The 17,821-nt window shown below is 47.9% G+C and carries 17 protein-coding genes; 9 read left to right on the top strand and 8 right to left on the bottom strand.

The annotated features are described in order from the left end of the window. Positions 1-7: 7 nt before the first annotated feature. Together lptF and lptG are read left to right on the top strand one after the other, a co-directional pair. On the top strand, positions 8-1,153 hold the full coding sequence (gene lptF, locus H5336_RS21225; protein ID WP_185236452.1) for an LPS export ABC transporter permease LptF: 1,146 nt from the start codon (positions 8-10) through the stop codon (positions 1,151-1,153). Beyond that, positions 1,150-2,211 (top strand): LPS export ABC transporter permease LptG, encoded by a 1,062-nt coding sequence (gene lptG / locus H5336_RS21220; RefSeq protein ID WP_185236451.1) that lies wholly within the window; start codon positions 1,150-1,152, stop codon positions 2,209-2,211. Before lptF ends, lptG begins: the two co-directional genes overlap by 4 nt. Before the next feature lie 3 nt (positions 2,212-2,214). Here the strand turns inward: lptG and H5336_RS21215 are convergent, their stop codons facing one another. The 4 genes from H5336_RS21215 to H5336_RS21200 form a co-directional block, all read right to left on the bottom strand. Then, on the bottom strand, positions 2,215-2,712 hold the full coding sequence (locus H5336_RS21215) for an RDD family protein (protein ID WP_185236450.1): 498 nt from the start codon (positions 2,710-2,712) through the stop codon (positions 2,215-2,217). A gap of 426 nt (positions 2,713-3,138) precedes the next feature. Then, on the bottom strand, positions 3,139-3,627 hold the full coding sequence (locus H5336_RS21210) for a hypothetical protein (RefSeq protein WP_185236449.1): 489 nt from the start codon (positions 3,625-3,627) through the stop codon (positions 3,139-3,141). Between the two features lie 297 nt (positions 3,628-3,924). Next, entirely contained in the window at positions 3,925-4,890 is a 966-nt protein-coding gene (locus tag H5336_RS21205; protein ID WP_185236448.1) for an adenylate/guanylate cyclase domain-containing protein, read from the bottom strand. A gap of 94 nt (positions 4,891-4,984) precedes the next feature. Beyond that, entirely contained in the window at positions 4,985-5,755 is a 771-nt protein-coding gene (locus tag H5336_RS21200; protein WP_185236447.1) for a DUF3108 domain-containing protein, read from the bottom strand. Between the two features lie 721 nt (positions 5,756-6,476). Here H5336_RS21200 and zwf point away from each other — a divergent pair. The 3 genes from zwf to H5336_RS21185 all read left to right on the top strand — a co-directional run bounded on the left by zwf (position 6,477) and on the right by H5336_RS21185 (position 9,592). Further along, a complete protein-coding gene (gene zwf, locus H5336_RS21195; protein WP_185236446.1) occupies positions 6,477-7,967 on the top strand; it encodes a glucose-6-phosphate dehydrogenase in 1,491 nt (496 codons plus the stop codon). A gap of 290 nt (positions 7,968-8,257) precedes the next feature. Then, a complete protein-coding gene (gene gap / locus H5336_RS21190) occupies positions 8,258-9,265 on the top strand; it encodes a type I glyceraldehyde-3-phosphate dehydrogenase (RefSeq protein ID WP_185236445.1) in 1,008 nt (335 codons plus the stop codon). A 156-nt stretch (positions 9,266-9,421) separates the two neighbouring features. Next, positions 9,422-9,592 (top strand): hypothetical protein, encoded by a 171-nt coding sequence (locus H5336_RS21185; protein ID WP_185236444.1) that lies wholly within the window; start codon positions 9,422-9,424, stop codon positions 9,590-9,592. Positions 9,593-9,643: 51 nt separating this feature from the next. Here the strand turns inward: H5336_RS21185 and H5336_RS21180 are convergent, their stop codons facing one another. From H5336_RS21180 to H5336_RS21165, 4 genes are all read right to left on the bottom strand, one after another. Beyond that, positions 9,644-10,027, bottom strand: coding sequence for a YbaN family protein (locus H5336_RS21180; RefSeq protein ID WP_185236443.1), 384 nt, complete (start codon positions 10,025-10,027; stop codon positions 9,644-9,646). An 11-nt stretch (positions 10,028-10,038) separates the two neighbouring features. Next, positions 10,039-10,920, bottom strand: a complete 882-nt coding sequence (locus H5336_RS21175; RefSeq protein ID WP_185236442.1) for a LamG domain-containing protein — start codon at positions 10,918-10,920, stop codon at positions 10,039-10,041. Positions 10,921-11,252: 332 nt separating this feature from the next. Further along, positions 11,253-12,416 (bottom strand): cyclic di-GMP phosphodiesterase, encoded by a 1,164-nt coding sequence (locus H5336_RS21170; RefSeq protein ID WP_185236441.1) that lies wholly within the window; start codon positions 12,414-12,416, stop codon positions 11,253-11,255. Positions 12,417-12,718: 302 nt separating this feature from the next. Continuing rightward, positions 12,719-13,705, bottom strand: coding sequence for a hypothetical protein (locus H5336_RS21165; RefSeq protein WP_185236440.1), 987 nt, complete (start codon positions 13,703-13,705; stop codon positions 12,719-12,721). Positions 13,706-14,158: 453 nt separating this feature from the next. On the opposite strand from H5336_RS21165, the gene H5336_RS21160 reads away from it, so the two are divergent. The 4 genes from H5336_RS21160 to H5336_RS21145 all read left to right on the top strand — a co-directional run bounded on the left by H5336_RS21160 (position 14,159) and on the right by H5336_RS21145 (position 17,606). After that, a complete protein-coding gene (locus tag H5336_RS21160) occupies positions 14,159-14,638 on the top strand; it encodes a cupin domain-containing protein (RefSeq protein WP_185236439.1) in 480 nt (159 codons plus the stop codon). Between the two features lie 382 nt (positions 14,639-15,020). Further along, positions 15,021-16,064 carry a hypothetical protein gene (locus H5336_RS21155; protein WP_185236438.1) on the top strand — a complete coding sequence of 348 codons (1,044 nt, stop codon included), beginning with the start codon at positions 15,021-15,023 and terminating at the stop codon, positions 16,062-16,064. 35 nt (positions 16,065-16,099) lie between these two features. Next, positions 16,100-16,960 carry an AHH domain-containing protein gene (locus H5336_RS21150; RefSeq protein ID WP_185236437.1) on the top strand — a complete coding sequence of 287 codons (861 nt, stop codon included), beginning with the start codon at positions 16,100-16,102 and terminating at the stop codon, positions 16,958-16,960. Between the two features lie 34 nt (positions 16,961-16,994). Next, a complete protein-coding gene (locus H5336_RS21145) occupies positions 16,995-17,606 on the top strand; it encodes an imm11 family protein (protein ID WP_185236436.1) in 612 nt (203 codons plus the stop codon). The last annotated feature ends 215 nt before the right edge of the window (positions 17,607-17,821 follow it).

The raw sequence follows: 17,821 nt of genomic DNA, 5'->3' as shown, positions 1-17,821 counted from the left end.
AGCCAGAATGATTATTTTTCGATACCTCGCTCGTGAAGTGTTAACCAGTATGTTCGCTGTCAGCCTTGTGTTGCTGATGATTATTATCAGTGCTCGATTTGTGAACTACCTCGCCGAGGCCGCTGCCGGTGAGCTAGATGCGGGTATACTACTAACGCTGATGGCCTACCGTTTACCGGCTTACTTAGAGCTGATTCTTCCCCTTGGTTTGTTCATCGGTATCCTCTTCGCCTATGGGCGGCTGTACCTCGATAGTGAAATGACTGTTTTACATGCCTGTGGTATGAGCCAGGCGCGATTGGTGGTCTATACAACCGTATCATCGTTGGTGGTTGCCATAGTGGTTGGCGTGTTTAGTTTGTACCTGGGGCCTGAGGGCGTCCGTGCGTCGGAATCTTTGTTGGCAGAGCAGCGCAGTCGTACCGACTTTGAAACGCTCAAACCTGCGCGTTTCCATGCGCTCGACAGCGGAACGGGCACCAGCTACGCGGAATCTATATCGGCAGACAAAAAGCAATTGCGCAACGTGTTTATGGCCAAAGTATCACCCATCGACCCTTCAATGGCGCTTGATCAGGCTCAGCAAAGTGAACTGGACCTGTCCGTGGTTACTGCTGACTCCGGCGAAACAGTGATAGACCCAGACTCTGGGCGCAAATACCTCTTGTTGAAAAATGGGCGTCGCTATATTGGTATACCCGGCCATGTGGACTATCGTGTTGTGAGTTTTTCCCATTATTCACAAATGTTGCCTGAACCCGATTACGCGGTGAAAGCTAAGCGATTCACCGATGGGTTAACCACATCAAAATTACTCGAGCAGAGTACAAATGAGGCCCGTGCGGCACTGCAATGGCGTTTTTCAATGCCGGTGTTGGTGATGGTGGTGGGTTTTCTGGCGGTGCCCTTAAGTAGAACGCAGCCGCGCCAAGGGCGGTACGCGAAAATGCTACCGGCGGTTGTGCTGTATATGCTGTATTTGGTGTGTGTAAATGCGGCGAGAGGCGTGATTGAAGAGGGCAACGAGCCTGTCCCCGGTATTCTGTGGCTGGTGCATGGCGCTTTCTTCGGCTTTGGTTTGATTCTGTTGGCGGATAAACGTTTTATCTTTCGTCGCAGTAAAAAGGCTTCTGAAAAGGGAGCCACCGCGTGAGAAAAATCAAAAGCTACATAGCGCAGCAGGTATGGGGTGCGGTTATTGGAGTGCTATTGGTCATTGTATCCCTAGATGCAATTGCCGACCTAGTGGATCAGCTTAGCCAGCTAAAAGGCAATTATGGTTTCGCCGAAGCCTTCTTCTACGTTTTGCTCTACGTGCCTTCCAGTATCTATGATTTTCTTCCTCTGGCCGCTTTGGTTGGCTGTTTGATTGGTTTAGGGGTGTTGGCGAATAGCAGTGAATTAGTTGTCATTCGCGCAGCCGGGGTTTCTGTTCGCCAGATAATCTGGGCCGTGATGCGGCCGGTATTGATTTTTATTTTCGGTGGCGCACTACTAGGCGAATATGTGGCACCGTACACGGATCAGTATGCCGATAGCCGTCGAGATTTAGCGCAGGGGCATGAAAAAGCCCTGCAAAGTGAGCGCGGCCTGTGGTTTAGGGAAGGCGATGAATATATGCACTTTAACGCCGTGCTACCAAACGGTAAGCTCTATGGCATAACCCGTTATCGGTTTGATCAAACGGGGAAGTTAATACAGGCTAGTTTTATTCGTTCGGCTATTCACCAGCGAGACTACTGGGCTGAGGAGGATGGAGAGATCACCTATTTTTCTGGAGAAGAGCTTCGTCGCGAAGAGTTTGTGACTCGCCGTTGGTATACGGAGGTTTCGCCAGAGCTGCTTAATGTTTTGGTTCTAGAGCCAGACGAGCTGCCCATGCAGCGTTTGTATACCTATGCGAACTACCAGGAAAAGCAAAATATAGATTCCAGTGAATACCGATTGGCCTTTTGGCAGAAAGCATTGCAGCCCTTGGCTACGCTTAGCCTAGTGATGATAGCGATTTCCTTTATTTTTGGCCCTTTAAGGCAAACAACCATGGGGTTTCGGGTCTTTATTGGGGTTATTGTCGGGCTTTCTTTTCAAACCAGTCAAAAGTTACTGGGCCCCATTTCCATCATCATGGGGTTCTCTCCCATGTTTGCCGTATTGATTCCAATTGTGTTTTGTTTTTGCTTTGGCTGGTTATTGATCCACCGCTCTCGGTAGTTATTATTTTTTTTTGCGTGGCTCGGTGAGAATAACCCGCGTTTTACTCATTTTGTCGTGTAGGCAGTCGCTGTTGCTGTCGAGCAAACACCACCAATAACCGCCGCCACCCAATAACATTGATAGCAGTGCCAATGGCGCGCGGATACAGCTTTCCCGTAGCGTTGGTCGCTGAGCCTGTGTGGTATTTTCAGTACGCACTACCTGCAGTCGCCACGCGCGCATTCCAGCGGTTTGCCCTGCCTTACACCAGAAAAAAATATAGAAGCCAGCCAGGGTTAGAATCCAGCCAAGCAGTGACAAGGTTTGGCCTATCTCACTGGTGATCATAAGGTGGTTTGTTCCCCCTGTGGTATCGCCACCCGTAAGGTAGGAGAGAACGGTGACGACGGCGAAATACCCCATGCTTAAAGCACCGAGTAGAAAACTGTCGTAGACCATGGAGGCGAATCGGCGCCACAGTGGGGCGCCGTGGTTGAGGTTTAATTCGAATTCGGACATGGGTATAGCTCAACAAAATGAGGGGGGTATTCTACGGACTGCGGTTGGAGGTGTCAGTAGGGCTTTTATCGTATTCGGGCCATCCATGCGCCTGCAGGATACAGCCCATCCTTGGGCATACACGGCTCTCGGCCATCCATGGTTTGCTAATATTTGTGCCTACGGGAGGAACCCTGCGCTTGCGCATCCATGCGCTCGCAGGATACAGCCCATCCTTGGGCATACACGGCTCTCGGGCATCCATGGTTTGCTAATATTTGTGCCTAAGGGAGGAACCCTGCTCTTGCGCATCCATGCGCCCGCAGGATACAGCCCATCCTTGGGCATAAAAAAGCCCCGCACGAGTGCGGGGCTAAGAGGTAACAGACGAATTGGGGACGCGTCTGCATTGGGTTCCCGGATTAACGGGCAATCTAGGTATATCGATCAGAACCGGTATTGCATACCGACTAATATTTTGTTGCTGGAAAGGGACACAGAATAGTTTTGCCACAATGTTGTGGCGTCGGCTTGCCCGTGTCGTTCTAGCAAGCCACTTTTCGTTTGGTAGCGGGTGGCGAGGAACTGTTTAAAACCGGCTTTAAGCACCTTGCCTACCGCACGACCACCAGACCATGTGTTGTAGTTGTTTTGCAGTAGCCATTGGCTGTTAAGCAAACGTACATTGTTGTTCATACTGGAGTCGCGGCGCATTTCGGCTGAAGAGATTAGCGCGTCGTCATGCATTAAACTTACCGGCGTAAACTCTAGGCGTGTTGCCTGTTGAGCGTTTTGGAAGAGGCTCTGACTAGACTCAAAACTTCCATCGTCGCTGTACATTTCCGCGAGGCAAGGGCAGCAGATGCCCAGGCTGCATAAAGCCAGTACCAGCTTTGAACAGCAGAATTGAACGCTATTGATAAAAAGTGATGTCATTTCCAGATGCCTCCACATGCGTTGATGAGGTCAGATTACGGTGTTCCTGGAAATAAAAAAGGGGTCTGGTTATATCGTTTTGTAATCCAGATGCGTACTTTCAGGTGGAATTGATCACGTTTTAAACGGGGGGTCCGGTGAACTCAGTAGGCAACCGTTAGTGAGGGTTAGTGGCCGTTAACATTAGGTCAGTAAAGAGCGTGCGCTAGCTAGGTCTTTATAATGATTTTATGATGATTTGCGTGACGATATGACAAAACAATATAGTAAAAAAGTGTGGTTATGGCGCCTAAGGCGTTATTTTTCACTTTCTTCCGAGGTGGGGTGAGGTAAGCCTGTAGTGTCGGTTACATAGTTGAATAAGATGACATTGTGACCCGTTTGACTCGCGCTGCCGAGTAAAATTCGGCCTTGGCTCACTAGCGGCGCCGATTCCCTTCGCAAATACAGTTGGTCTTTACTTCCGCCCTCTAAAAAGCTGCCGTTGGTACTGCGGTCTTCGTAGATAAATTTACCGCGATGAAACGAAATAATACCGTGAAGGCGTGAAACCTTAGGGCAGGCGATTACACAATGGGCGACAGCCGGGTCTCGGCCAAATGTTATCGGGTTATCCGCAGCGGAATAAAAGAAGGTCTCGTTATTGACGGTAAGTTCAAGCTCGGTGGAGAAGTGTGTATGGGTTGCCGCAAGCGCACCGCCGACTTGAGTGGCCTGTAAATCGGCTGAACTTTCGTTTTGCCAGTTTAAGCGATATACCGAGGCCCTTGAATCACTGCCTTTTAGTACCAGTCGGTCGTACAATTCACAGAAATTTAGCAACCAATAGGGCATTTCTTCGTACATGCCTTGGTCCATTAGTACCTGTTTACTCTGTGCGGCGCGCACTAGGCTGGCTGCTCTGTTAACCGTACTGCCAAAAGCGTCCGGGCCATCAAATACCAAGGAGCCGAAAGCTAATCCTGTGCGAATGGCTTGGCCTTGTTCAAGTACTTTAAGGTTCAGTGCAATGGCAGATTCGGAGGCGCATTCGGGGTCGGTGAAAGTCACCATGATTTCATCGCCGATAGTTTTTACCAGCTGCCCACCGTGGGCTTGGATAACCTGAATCATCAGGGTAAGCAGGCGATCTATTTCTCGTTGCGCACGGGTGTTGCCCAGCTCCTGGTAAAGCCGGGAGCTGCCAACAATATCGGCGAAAAGGACGACATGTTCCTCGCTGCCATTAAGTTCGAAATTGTCTGAAGTATCTGTAGAAAACAAAATTTATCTGGTTATCCGCTATTGCCGTGCAGCGGAATCATACACCTTTTTTCACTATGCGCTGTGGCCTGGGGAGTAAAGATACAATTTTTATCTATTTACTTGGCAGCGAATACAGGGTGTTCGCCAGTTTTGGGGAATATTCATAATCGGTAAGGTGGATGGCGTAAGAATCACCTTTTTCTTCGGTATGCTCTATTCGGCCAATTTGATAATTAAATTCTGGTATTAGCCAAATCACGGTTTTTTTCAAGTCGTCCATGTTAATGCGCTCCACTTTCAGTGCGCGGTAATCTTTATCTGCAACCTTGAGTGTTTCTTCACCGGTTGCTTGGAAGAGCAGCGTTTTCACTTTTCCCGGTTTTACGAAAACCAGTTTAAATGCTTTTTCACCAGCCTGAGCCTCCCGCTGTAGCTGGAATTGATAGAGTGCGGGGTCGAGCACACCTAGCGCAATAGCATGGTCTTTATTTTTTTCTGGCTTGTTTTTACGGCGATACTGGGCCACAGACTTATCCCATAAAAAAGTGACTTTTTCGTCCGCTTTGAACCCCATGATTTTGCGTTTGTAGTGATAGCTAGATGGCTTAAGCTGATTGTCCTCAAGCGTAAATAGGCTGGTTTCTGAGATAGAAGCCATCATGTTCTCTATGTTGGAGAGCATGGCGAAGCTTCCATCTTCTTTTGCCACCAGCTTTCGGCTGGATTTAATGGTCATACCTGAATATTTGCCTTTGTATTTCGCGAGAAACAGGGTTTCTTCGGCGAGAGATACATTAGAGCAAAGGACTAGCAGTAGAGCCATCGCCGGGAGTAGGGCAGCCAATATAGGCGTTGAGCGTATGGAGTTAAGTAGCGGAGTCATTATATTTTTGTAGCCCTTGAGGTTCTTCCGTGCAGCATACCCGCAGCGGGTGAATGCCAACTGAATGAAGCGTTGGCGCGCTCTGCGAGCATAAGCCCTTGATTTAGAGCGAGATTATAGCGTTTTTACTGTGGGTAGGGGCAGTTGAATGAGTTCCGTTCAACGTCTAAAATGGCGACGCTTTATGGGCTGAGGGGTGCTGGCTGGTTTAAACGGCGGGTTGGACCCAGGTGGTCGCCGTATAGTGGCAGAGTTAACAGTGGCAGAGTAGCGCTACTTCTTTTTTGCTCAGGCTTGTTTTTGCTCAGGCTAGTTTTTACTCAGATTAGGCCGGTACCGCTGCACTATCCGGAGAAGCAGCTTCAGGCATTGCACTATGGTGGGGCTTTCAAAAACTCCCCTTGGCTCCCTATTCTGCCCGCTTTAGGGCAACACTCGAAACTGTCATAGTGATTTTTGCAGAGTGAATTTTTCGAATGCTGTGCTCATAGTACCGGTATAGTAGCGGTGCTGTACCGGTAACGCACCGGTAACGCACCGGTATAGTGTCGGCACATTTTATATGAACAATGAAAGGCACATAGATTCCACTCTAAACCAGCCGTTTAATGCCCGTGATAAAACCTGCAGGGCGCGCGGGTATTCGTTGTCTCACAAAAAAGCTGTGCGAACGTGTTGTATAGATTGATATTTGCAGTAATTTAAACAAGGTATCCTACGGATGAATACAGACCTGTTGATTGTTGGCGGTGATGGCGACCTAGCTTTACGCAAGCTTTACCCATCGCTTTATTTTCTTGAGCTGAACAATCGAATGCCAGAAAACACTCGTATTATTGGTATGGCGCGTACGGGTCAAACTCGCGAGGAATTTCACTCCAAAATCCATCAGTGGTTGAAATCCTCCATTAAAGAAGAACTCTATTCCGAAGAAAAGTGGCAAAGCTTCGCTAGCAAAATTTGGTTTGGCCAGGCAGATGCAACAAATCCCGAGTCTTTAGGCCAGGTGGGGAAAAACTATTTCGACAATGATAACCACCTTGTAATCTACCTAGCCATTCCTCCCATGATTTTTGGCAAGGTTTGCAGTGCTATCAATGCCTGCGGCCTGAATCGGCCAACGACGCGTTTAGTTGTAGAGAAGCCATTGGGCGATAGCCAAGAGACATTTCTTGCTATCAATAACGAATTAGCGCGTACTTTTACAGAAGATCAAATTTTTCGCATCGACCATTACTTGGGTAAAGAGTCGGTTCAAAATCTATTGGCACTGCGGTTTGCCAACGATATTTTTGAGCCGCTGTGGAATGCACGCTATATCGACCATATTCAAATTACCGTTACCGAAAAAGTGGGCGTTGGCAATCGTTGGGCGTTCTACGACCAAACGGGCGCTACTCGCGATATGGTGCAAAACCACCTCCTGCAGGTTTTATGTTTCGTCGCTATGGAGCCGCCAGCTTGTTTAAATGCCGAATCTGTACGGGCTGAAAAACTAAAGGTGCTTAACGCGTTAAGACAGATTCCTGATCACGAGGTGCAAGAACTGACTGTTCGAGGTCAGTATGCTGGTGGCTATGTTGATGGCGTGGAAGTGCCTGGCTATCGGCAGGAAGTTTCGGATAAGTACGAGGTCAACCCCAACAGTCAAACGGAAACATTTGTTGCAATCAAAGCTGAAATTGAAAACTGGCGCTGGTCGGGTGTTCCAATTTACCTGCGGACAGGCAAGCGCCTACACAAGCGTCATTCGGAAATTGTGATTCAGTTTAAGCAGAGTAAACACCAGATATTTAAACAAAACCATTCAGAACACAGGGCTAATCAGTTAATTATTCAATTGCAGCCGGATTCCGGCGTTGCCCTACGAATGATGCATAAAGTTCAGGGCTTGGATGCCGGAATTCCGGTTGAGGATGGGGTGCTTAACTTTTCCTTGGACGAAGATGGACAAAAAGTGAAGTACGATGCGTATTCACGTCTATTCTTTGATGTACTGCGCAACGACCCAACATTGTTCGTAAGTGCTGCTGAAGTACAGGCTGCTTGGCGTTGGGTCGATCAAATATTCGCCGGTTGGAAGTCTACCGGTATGGAAGTTCAGCCCTACAAGTCGGGCAGTCGAGGCCCGGAAAATGCTGAAAACCTGATGCAAAAAGACGGCAGAAATTGGCTGAACGAAGATTTTGAACTTTGGTGTGCGCTCGAGTAAGGGGCAATCACACCTTAATTCACGTGAATTAGTGTCTAATTGACCATAATCGGCGTTTATTTGATCTTGGCTATATCTTCCGTATGGAGGAAGCCCTGGAAAAGCATTAGAATGGCGACCGTTTTTGGCGGCAGGAACAGTGTGTTTGAGCCATTGCCGACTCTCTGATGTCCATGCATGAAGGTTCATTAGCGAGATACCAAGAAGGACTGAACCTGAAGTTCCCTAAACCCACGCACAATATAGGCCCCGGTTCATGGGCTTATTTATTTACAACCTAGGAGAAATCTATGAGCACCATTAAAGTCGGAATCAATGGCTTTGGCCGTATCGGCAGACTCGTTTTTCGCGCCGCCTGTGAGCGCGACAACGTAGAAGTCGTCGGAATCAACGATCTGCTGGACGTTGACTACATTGCCTATATGCTGAAATATGATTCTACTCATGGTCAATTCAAGGGCGATGTTGAAGTAAAAGACGGCAAGCTGATTGTTAACGGAAAAAACATTCGTGTAACTTCCGAGCGCGATCCCGCTAACTTGAAGTGGGGCGAAATTGGTGTTGACTACGTAGCCGAAGCTACGGGTATCTTCCTCACCAAAGAAACCGCAGAAGCCCACCTGAAAGCTGGCGCCAAAAAAGTTGTTTTGACTGGGCCTTCCAAAGACGCTACCCCAATGTTTGTAATGGGTGTTAACAATACCGAGTACACAGCAGACGTAGACATTGTTTCCAACGCTTCTTGTACCACTAACTGTCTTGCTCCTTTGGCCAAGGTTATCAATGATAACTGGGGTATTGAAGAAGCTCTCATGACTACCGTTCACGCAACGACGGCTACGCAGAAGACTGTTGACGGTCCTTCAATGAAAGACTGGCGTGGTGGCCGTGGCGCTGGCCAGAACATCATCCCTTCTTCTACCGGTGCGGCTAAGGCTGTTGGCAAGGTAATCCCTGAGCTGAACGGCAAACTCACAGGTATGGCATTCCGCGTACCAACTCCCGATGTATCGGTTGTTGATCTAACTGTACGTTTGCAGAAGCCAGCTACATACGATGAAATTAAAGCAGCTATTAAAGCCGCTTCTGAAGGCCCCATGGCGGGCGTGCTGGGCTACACTGAAGATGCCGTTGTTTCTAGCGACTTTATCGGTGATTCTCGCACTTCTATCTTTGACGCCGACGCCGGTATTCAGTTAAGCGAGAAGTTCGTTAAACTGGTTTCCTGGTACGACAACGAGTGGGGCTACTCCTGCAAGGTTGTTGAGTTGATGCAGTACATGGCTTCCAAGGCTTAATATACGGTAACTCTAACGAGTTAAACGAAACGGCAAGCTGGGTTATCCCGCTTGCCGTTTTTTATTGCGCTATATAAATTGAAAGTACCATTTATATGGCGATTACTTGTGGGTATTTTGGTGGCCGTCTGTGTGCCAAAAGCAGGGTGGGGGAAAATGAAAGTGAAACCAAAGACTTTGCCCGGCATTGTTTATTTAAGTGTAACCGTTCATTCCACCCCGTCCTACCCCAAGCCCCCGGATGTTGCTGATCTTACGCCGAGAGTGTGGAAAGAGGTGTATGGGCAAAGCCCTATGCGGTCTGTATTGGATGATTTAAAGCAATAGCCGGGGGGAATGACCGGTTACATTTAAGTAGCATTTTATCTGCTGTTATTATTATTCCACCTGTGTTCTTTTACGCGCTTTAAGTCGCCAAATAAAGCTGAGGCAAATAGTCATTATTACCGCTAAACCTATTTTTATAGGCGCAAGTGGTACCACATAAATGGACACTCCAAAAGTAAAAATCACTACACAGATGGCCCAGCGTTTTACCCTTGGATCTAAACTGCGGTGGGTTCGCCAGTCCTTAATAATGGGGCCTAACAGTGGGCTGCTAAGTAACCACGAATAAAACCTGTCAGAACTTTTTGCAAAACAAGAAGCGGCAAGGATAAGAAAAGGTGTTGTTGGCAATACCGGTAAAAATAGGCCGATAACGCCTAAAATCACGGCTATCCAACCGATGAGTATCAGAAGCGAGCGTATCCAAACGGACATAGTTCAATAACTCAGTCGCAGGGGATAGGACTATCGTTTATCGCAATTTTATCCATATAGAGGGTTCTTGGTTTTACCCAGGTATGATATTGCTCAATACCGAGCTTTATTTCATCGAAGGCGTTGGGTGCGGTCCAAGCGCCTTGTTGGTCGCTGCCAATACAACCGTCACCGGCGCCATTTACCTGTATGTCACTTAGTGCTTGGCCGTTTAGCCAATAGCGCATTTCGTTGTTTTCCACATGGTATTCCCATTGCACACAGCTCCATTGGTTGTGTGGGATTTTATACTCTGTTGGTGGTTCCGCAGCGCCGTCGGCATTCGGGTGCTTCCAGCAGTCGGTATGCCAGTCACTGATAGAATCTCCGTCTGTGTCGATCTGCGTTTCATAGTTCGCCATAAAATGATCGTGTCGACCATCGATACGCGCGCGGTACATAACGCGGGTATTGTCTGGGGCGCCAGTGCCTGGCTTTGGCTGGCCCGCTGCTTGGATAAAAGTAAAATCACCACTGAGTTTGTTACTCTCATCTAAATACAGCCATAAGCGGCCATACAGGCTCTGTTGCAGCTGAGGGATATTGGCCAGGTTTTTACGAATAAAGCTGGCGTTGTATCCGCCGCCCGTCGCCTTGAACTCCAGTGATCGTTTACCGTCTATCGCATATTTATGTGAAAGCTGAATATTTTCGATATTACTTGGCTGCCAATCGGCTAAATCTGAGCTTGACTCAAATGATTCGCACACAAGCCATTTATCTTCACAGGCGTTAGTTGCTGCGCCCAACGGACTGTTGGGTGCTGTGTCACCGCAGCCAATAAGTGAGCATGTTAGGCAAATAAGCGTTAACCGCAACGCTAACGGTAGAGTATATTGGGTGTACAGATACATAGGTATTGACCAGTTCTTTGTATGCGGGTCTCCAATTAAGCCTAAGCTGATCTGGGTAGCAGGTTGCGCACCACTGCATAGATGCAGGGCAACGCAGGTAGCCAAAACCGAGAGGACGCTTTGAGATAAACAGAGGTTCCTATAATGATGTCTGCAAGCCTACAGGAATAATGGTGATCGGTGCTAGGTGCAACGGCCATCGAGAGTGGTAATGAGCGGTCAGCGCAGACAACATAAAAGCTGTGAGAAACGCTAGCATTCTGACAGTAGTAAAAAACATACGGGCGCCTCTATTAATTGCTTTTGGCCCCAAACAGTTAATAGAGATACCCTTAGATAAAGTCGTTAATTTTTATACCGTAATCTTCGGGGTTAAGTACCCCCTCAATGTGGGTTTCGCTAAGGTTGCGTCTAAGGTCGCAAATTTTTGGCGTTTCATAGTTTTTATGGAGCAGGTTGTAAATCGTTTTAACAATCGGGCTTTCGGGGTGAGCATGATTCACACTAATGACAACCCCTGCGCGGCCATTGCTTAGCTCTACTAGCGAACCAACAGGGTAGACACTTATGCAGCGTACGAACATGTTCACCAATTGGCGGTCGAGGTGGCCTTCTGTTAACCCCATTAGGAAATGCATGGCGTGGGCGGGGGGTTTACCCTTGTGGTATACCCGGTCTGCGGTAAGGGCATCGTATACATCAACTATGGCTGCGAGCCTGCCAAAGTTGTCAATTTCGTGCTCTTTCACACCCATTGGGTAGCCACCACCATCCAGTCGCTCATGATGCATGCCGCATATGGATAGCGCAACCGCCGATACACCCTCGGATTTCAATAGTACTTCTTGCCCGTATACTACATGCCGTTTCATCTCCATCCATTCTTCGTCGGTCAATTTGCCTGGTTTGTTGAGGATCTGATGGTGCACGCGGATCTTGCCAATATCGTGTAGCAATGCGCCGGTTACCAGCATGTGGATGAGTTCGTCCTCGTAGCCCAAGAAGCGAGCGAAGACGCCCATCAAAATACCCACATTAATGGAATGTTCCAGCAGGTACTGATCTTTCTCGCGAATAGCCGCGAGGCAGAGTAGGGCATTGTGGTTGTTAAGGACGGATTCATTGATATCGTCGGCAAGGCTTTCCACCGGACCAACATCAATAGCATTACCCATCTTTACATCCCGCAATATGCTCGTGACTAAGCCTCGAGCCTCGGCATAAACTTTGTCGGCTTGTTCTCGTTCTTTTTGCAGTTCAACGCGGGGTTTTAGTGCGTCTGTACCGGCGATAGGCAAGGTGAAAGGCGAGTCGAGGCCTCGGTGGACATCAATATAAATTTCTTCTAGGCCGAACCCGGAAAGTTTGTCTACCGTCTCCCAGCGTCGTATAAAACCCTTGGGTCTAAGTTCTGTGTCTTCCAAGCCAGGGGTTCGATCTGATACATACATACCCAACTCAATTTTGTTGATAGGAATACGTTTTATCAGACTCATAAAGGTAGCCTCGCGCAGGTGAGTGGGGCAGTTTTAATGGAGCAACCCATTGAGTATAGATCTTCATACGCCATCTGTTCTTGCTTTGGTAGCAGATTTTTTTTGATCTACATCCACTGTGGTCGAACAACCTTTGGCGGTTTTAGCGTGGGTGTTAACTCTGACTAGCAGTGGTGAGCTGTTCAAATTGAGCACAGTGACCATTTAGTCGCTAGCAGCAAAGCTATTCAGCTTCGGTGTTTGTGGGGATATTGGGGAGGGGCTGGGGAGAGACGAGCCCCGTTAGCGGGGCTCTTGTAGGTTTACTCGAGGTGCTTTTTATTAAAAAATGCAACACGCCCGGTGCGGGTGTCGGCAGTATCAAAAATGACAACAAAAATATTGCCGTCGGCAGAAGCCGGTATTGTTGCCACAAACTTACGTGCCCCGATAGCGACTTTGTATCTGCCGGCAGCCAATGGCACCTCGGTGTAGTATTGCTTTGCTCCGAGATATTCAAGCTCTTCTATTTCCTCACCGTCAACATTAAGTACTGGGTCATCTCGGCGAGGTTTGTTGGTTCGGTCTGCGTTGCGGGTGAGTTCTAACAGTTTCTTCATTTCGCCTCGGGCATACTGTTGGCGCGCATTAGATGCACCTTCTGCATTGCTAGCGGAAGCGGGCAGTATAAAGCTCTGGCCGTCGGCAGAGGCTAGCTCTATTGGCTCGGGTGTTGGTTCTGCTGTGGGGCTGGGTGTCGAAACCGGCGGTGGTGGGGCTAGAGCTGCCAATTGGGCTTCTTTTTTCTGTTTGGCATTGCGAATTTCGGCGGTTTCCTGGTTGTCGGCCTTGGTCAAAAGTTCAGGGATTTGGCCCTCCATCCATTTCATTTCATCTTGCAGCTTTTGCTGTTCGGCCGTTAGCTCGGTATGCTTAATTACGGCGCGCTCGCTGCGTTTTTCGCGGCTTTTTAAGGTGCGCTCGGCTAGCTCCAACCGCCTTTCGCCTATGCTTTGCAGGCGTTCGGCTTCATCCGAAGTGTCTGCCTTGGCAATGGTCATGTTGGTTTGCGCTTCAATGAGGTCTTTGCGGGCTTGATCTAGCTGTGCCTGAGCTTCAACTTTTTTCTGTTCGTAGGCCTTTATTCTGGTCTGAATAGTTTCTAGTGCGCTCACTTTGTTTGGAATAGCGGCACGATAGCGATCAGCTTTTGCGCGGAGTTCAGAAGATGTTTCGGCTGCAGCAAGGTTGGCAAGGGCGCAGGCTATTACGACAGACAGCAGGCACATGGCCATGCGTAAAGGTTTCATTTGAACAGAGCTCCGGAGAAGTGTGATTGGTCAGGAATTGTACTTTAGTCCCAAAGATTATGTAAGGATGATGTATATATAATTCCTTGTTATAAAAAACAACTGAAAAGTGCCAACCTTGGCATATAAATCATCTGACGATTTGAGAGAGGTGTACGGTTAGGGAGTGCTATTACTCACAGGTGTTTTATAACCCAGATGGAGGGGGAAATACAGGGTGTAGGTCGATCAATTGCTCAAGCTGTGCAGTGCTCGGTGTTCTCACTATTGATCAGTTCCCATGGGCAGGAAGCGATGTTCAACGGGGAAAAAAGCGGTGCTAGGATTGCGAGCGAACAACACCATTGTGTTGTCGTTTATAGTGCAATGTTTGACGTGAGTAAGTGGTAGGATTTAAATCGAAATGTTTCACATCATCGTGTACTAACGCACGCGTCAACCAATGGAGCTTTTATGACACCGCTTTTTAATTTGGACGAAATAAAAAATTATGATTGCCATGAGCACAACGCTTTCAAATCGAAGCGCGCAGGCGTAAGCGAGCATATAGGGGCTAAGAAGCTCAGTTACAGTATTGCGGTGGTGCCGCCAGGGCACAAAGTTTGTCCGTTTCATAACCATAGAGTTAATGAAGAAATGTTCCTGATCCTGGAAGGCGAGGGCACGTTGAGGTATGGAGAAAAGCAGTACCCCATCCGTAAAAATGACATTATCGCTTGCCCCCCAGGAGGGCGTGAGCACGCGCATCAAATCATGAATACCGGCGTTACCGATATCCGCTACCTTTGCCTGAGCACCAATGAGCCCAATGAAATTTGTGAATACCCGGATTCAAACAAAATGCTGGCGATGGTGGGCGGCTCTAGCGAAACGGCATTTAGGCATATTGCAAATATGGAGGACGACGTAGACTACTTTCTCGGAGAGAGTTAGGCGGAAGCCGTTACCCGCAGTTGCCCCGTGGGTGGTTGGGTTAACATCGCTGCGAATTAAGCGAATATAATGATAGTTGGTTCACTATTTTGTGCCATTACGATGGCGTACTCCCCCCGTGGGAGGGCATGAATGCGCTTCCGTGGTACTCTATGTGCAGTTAGTTGGGTGCAGTGCGCCTAATGGGTAAAATTGCTGCAGGCAGGTAGAGAGTTCTATTGTGTTGTGGCGTATTATCACCCATTCAATTGCCGGCAATCTGAGCAATGGCTTTCATAAACACGTAATAGGTTGATGGTTGTTTGTGCACTTGGAGTGGCAATCGCTACTTCTAAAGATGTACTTGGGCCTACCGCCGTAAGCTGTATATTGAATAATAACGATGACAACTTCTAATACTGATTCTCCGCTCTATATCGATGACATTGCAATACTCTCACCGCTGGGGAACTCTGGCCCAGCGACCTTTGCCGCATTTTCGGCGTCCATTAGCGGGTTTAAGGAAGATTTGTTCGTTACCGGTCGGTACGAAAAAATTAAATCTGCTGCGGTACCAGCCGATACGTTAGAGCCATTGAACGAAGCCCTAGCGGCCAGTGGGTTGACAAGCCGTCAACGTCGGTTGCTTCGTTTATGCAGTGCGCCATTCGCGGCAATGGCCGACAGTGATGGGCAGCTGAACACGCCAGTGCTACTGGTAGTAGCCCCCGAAGTTATTCAAGCTCAAAATGGTTTTTCCGAAAAAGCCCACGGTTATTTGGCGAAGCAGGCTTCTATCCAGTTTAATGCTGTGCACAATAAAGTTTTGGCCTACGGAAGAGCGGGTGTTTTTCAAGCGCTTGCAGAAGCGCAGCAGTTGCTTGCTCAAGGCTGTAAAGAGGTCATCATCGGTGCTGCCGATACTTTTTTCGACACCCGCTGGCTGGCTAAGCAGTCTACCGAACAGCGTGTTGCAAGTGGCAGCGCCATGCACGCGTTTATTCCGGGTGAAGCCGCGGTTTTCTTTCGTGTGTCCGGGGTAAAAAGCCCGTCGGCTATTCAGTTGGCTACGCCCGGTAGAGCATTGGAGAAGGCTCATATCGGTTCCGATGAGCCCTGCTTGGGTGATGGTCTCGACAGCGCCTGGAAACAAGCATTGCAAAGTTTGGCAGGAAATAAAATAGAGGCCTTGTTCAGTACTTTGAATGGTGAAGCCTACTGGGCGAGGGAGTTGGGGGTGGCGTTTATGCGTAACAGCGCCCATTTTAAGCAGGATTATAATCATCTTCATCCAGCCGATTGTCTGGGTGATACCGGTGCTGCCGCTGGAGCAGTTAATATTGCACTTGCTTGTTTGGGGCTTAGGGGAAAGCAGTATGAAGGGCCAATTCTAGTCAGTGGTTCTTCCGACCATACGCAGCGCGGTGCCGTGGTGATAATCAAATGAAAACTTCAAACACACTTTAGGGAGCTTGACCTGTAATGACGCAACTAGGCGAAGCCGTTTCTCTCTCAATACTTTCACATGAAGATCACGACGAAAATTCATGTGCATTTTGTAATGCTACACCGGAGCCCACTTCCGAAAAAAACACTTTGGTAGACCATTTCGATGAAGATGAAAGCGAAGTTCCTGGAGTAAATAAGGAGGGGCTGGAGCACAAGAACAGCTCCGGCGATCTTGGCTCTGCCTTAGTCGAGGCGGGGTATGCTCAAAAATCGAATGAACTAGACCTAAGCCAGTTTCCTGTGAGCTTACCAGCAAAGTTCACGAAACCGTTGAAAGTGAATAGCGCAGCCCATCATATAATTCCTGGCAATGCCTCTTTAGTAGAATCCGATATTATGGAGTATTTACATACGGACGATATGGCAGAGGGCAATATTGGTTACAACGTTAACAACTATGAAAACGGCGTATGGCTATCTGGGAACTATGCCTTAAGAGGTGGTAGTGGAATGCCGAAATGGGGGAAGGAAGGTAAAGATTTCACCAAAGATACCAAGCTTCAACCCTATGAATACGCCAAACGAGCGATTACAAAAAGTAAATGTCAGTTTCATGATGCGCATACCGATTACAACGAGTTGTTAATAAAGACTCTGGATTTGGTCGCCGAAAAATATGAAACAACTGAGGACGTGTGGTGCAGCGACGGTAAAAAAAGTGATGGGAAGCCACCCCAGTTACCTATGCTGGTAATGCGATTAAATACCATTTCAAGGCGACTGAAACCAATGCTGGAAAATCCCTGTAAGTCCTGGAAAAAAGATGTATACACCTCCCGTTTTTCCAAACGATACATTTGCGAAGAGATATATGGGGATAAGTACGTTGAGTAGTGCTCTGGCTGAGCGAATGAAATAGGAGTTACACATGTTTTACGTATTAGGATGTTCTTCACGCCCGCGTCGCAGGTTAGACCGCAGTGATTATCGTGCGAGAGGGTATAAGAAGTTAGGGATAAAGTGGTTTCGTGGTGCACCGTTTGAAGCCGCTGTTCCGGCCCCCTTGCAATTGCGCTTGTTACCCTTGGAGGATGGAAATCCAGATCATGCTGAATATATGCCGCCATATATCGAGGGTTGTTCCAATTATTTTTTTCGAGATGATCTACTTCAAACGTTATTTGCGTGTGGAGTGGACAATTTTGACACATACCCCGTAGAAATATCCGATCCAGATAGTGGAAAAATTTATACCGATTACAAGGCTGTTAATATTATTGGTGCAGTTGCGGCCGCCGATATGGAAAAATCGAAATACCTTCTTTCAGATGGTATTCCCTTGATTGATGTTTCTTTCGAAGAATTGGTACTGAGAAAAGATGAAATACAGGACTTGTTAGTATTTCGATTAGCCGAAAACTTGATGACCATCTTGGTTCACGAATCAGTGCGTAAGGCCCTCATCGACAAAGGCTTTATTAGTGGTGTCGATGGTGATGCAATTGAATTCTATAAAACGGATGAAGTGGCAATATTGTAATGACTGCCGCTGCCAACTAAGGGCACACAAAGACCGCTCGAATAAGCGTTGTCTACGAAGCTCAGGGCTACTAAAAGTAGGGTTGCTACTCAAAACGCACAGGTTCAAAAACCTTTGAGTAAACCCTGTTCCTTTTAGCTTGTGCCAACGCTCGCATATCGGCCTAACATTCAAACCCTATGTTTTAGTAATGTTGATAAACATCACCGCGTGGT

This window comes from Teredinibacter franksiae (assembly GCF_014218805.1).
Lineage (GTDB): Bacteria > Pseudomonadota > Gammaproteobacteria > Pseudomonadales > Cellvibrionaceae > Teredinibacter > Teredinibacter franksiae.
Note: the sequence above shows the minus strand (reverse complement) of the source record. Positions and strands in the feature narration are given on the sequence as shown.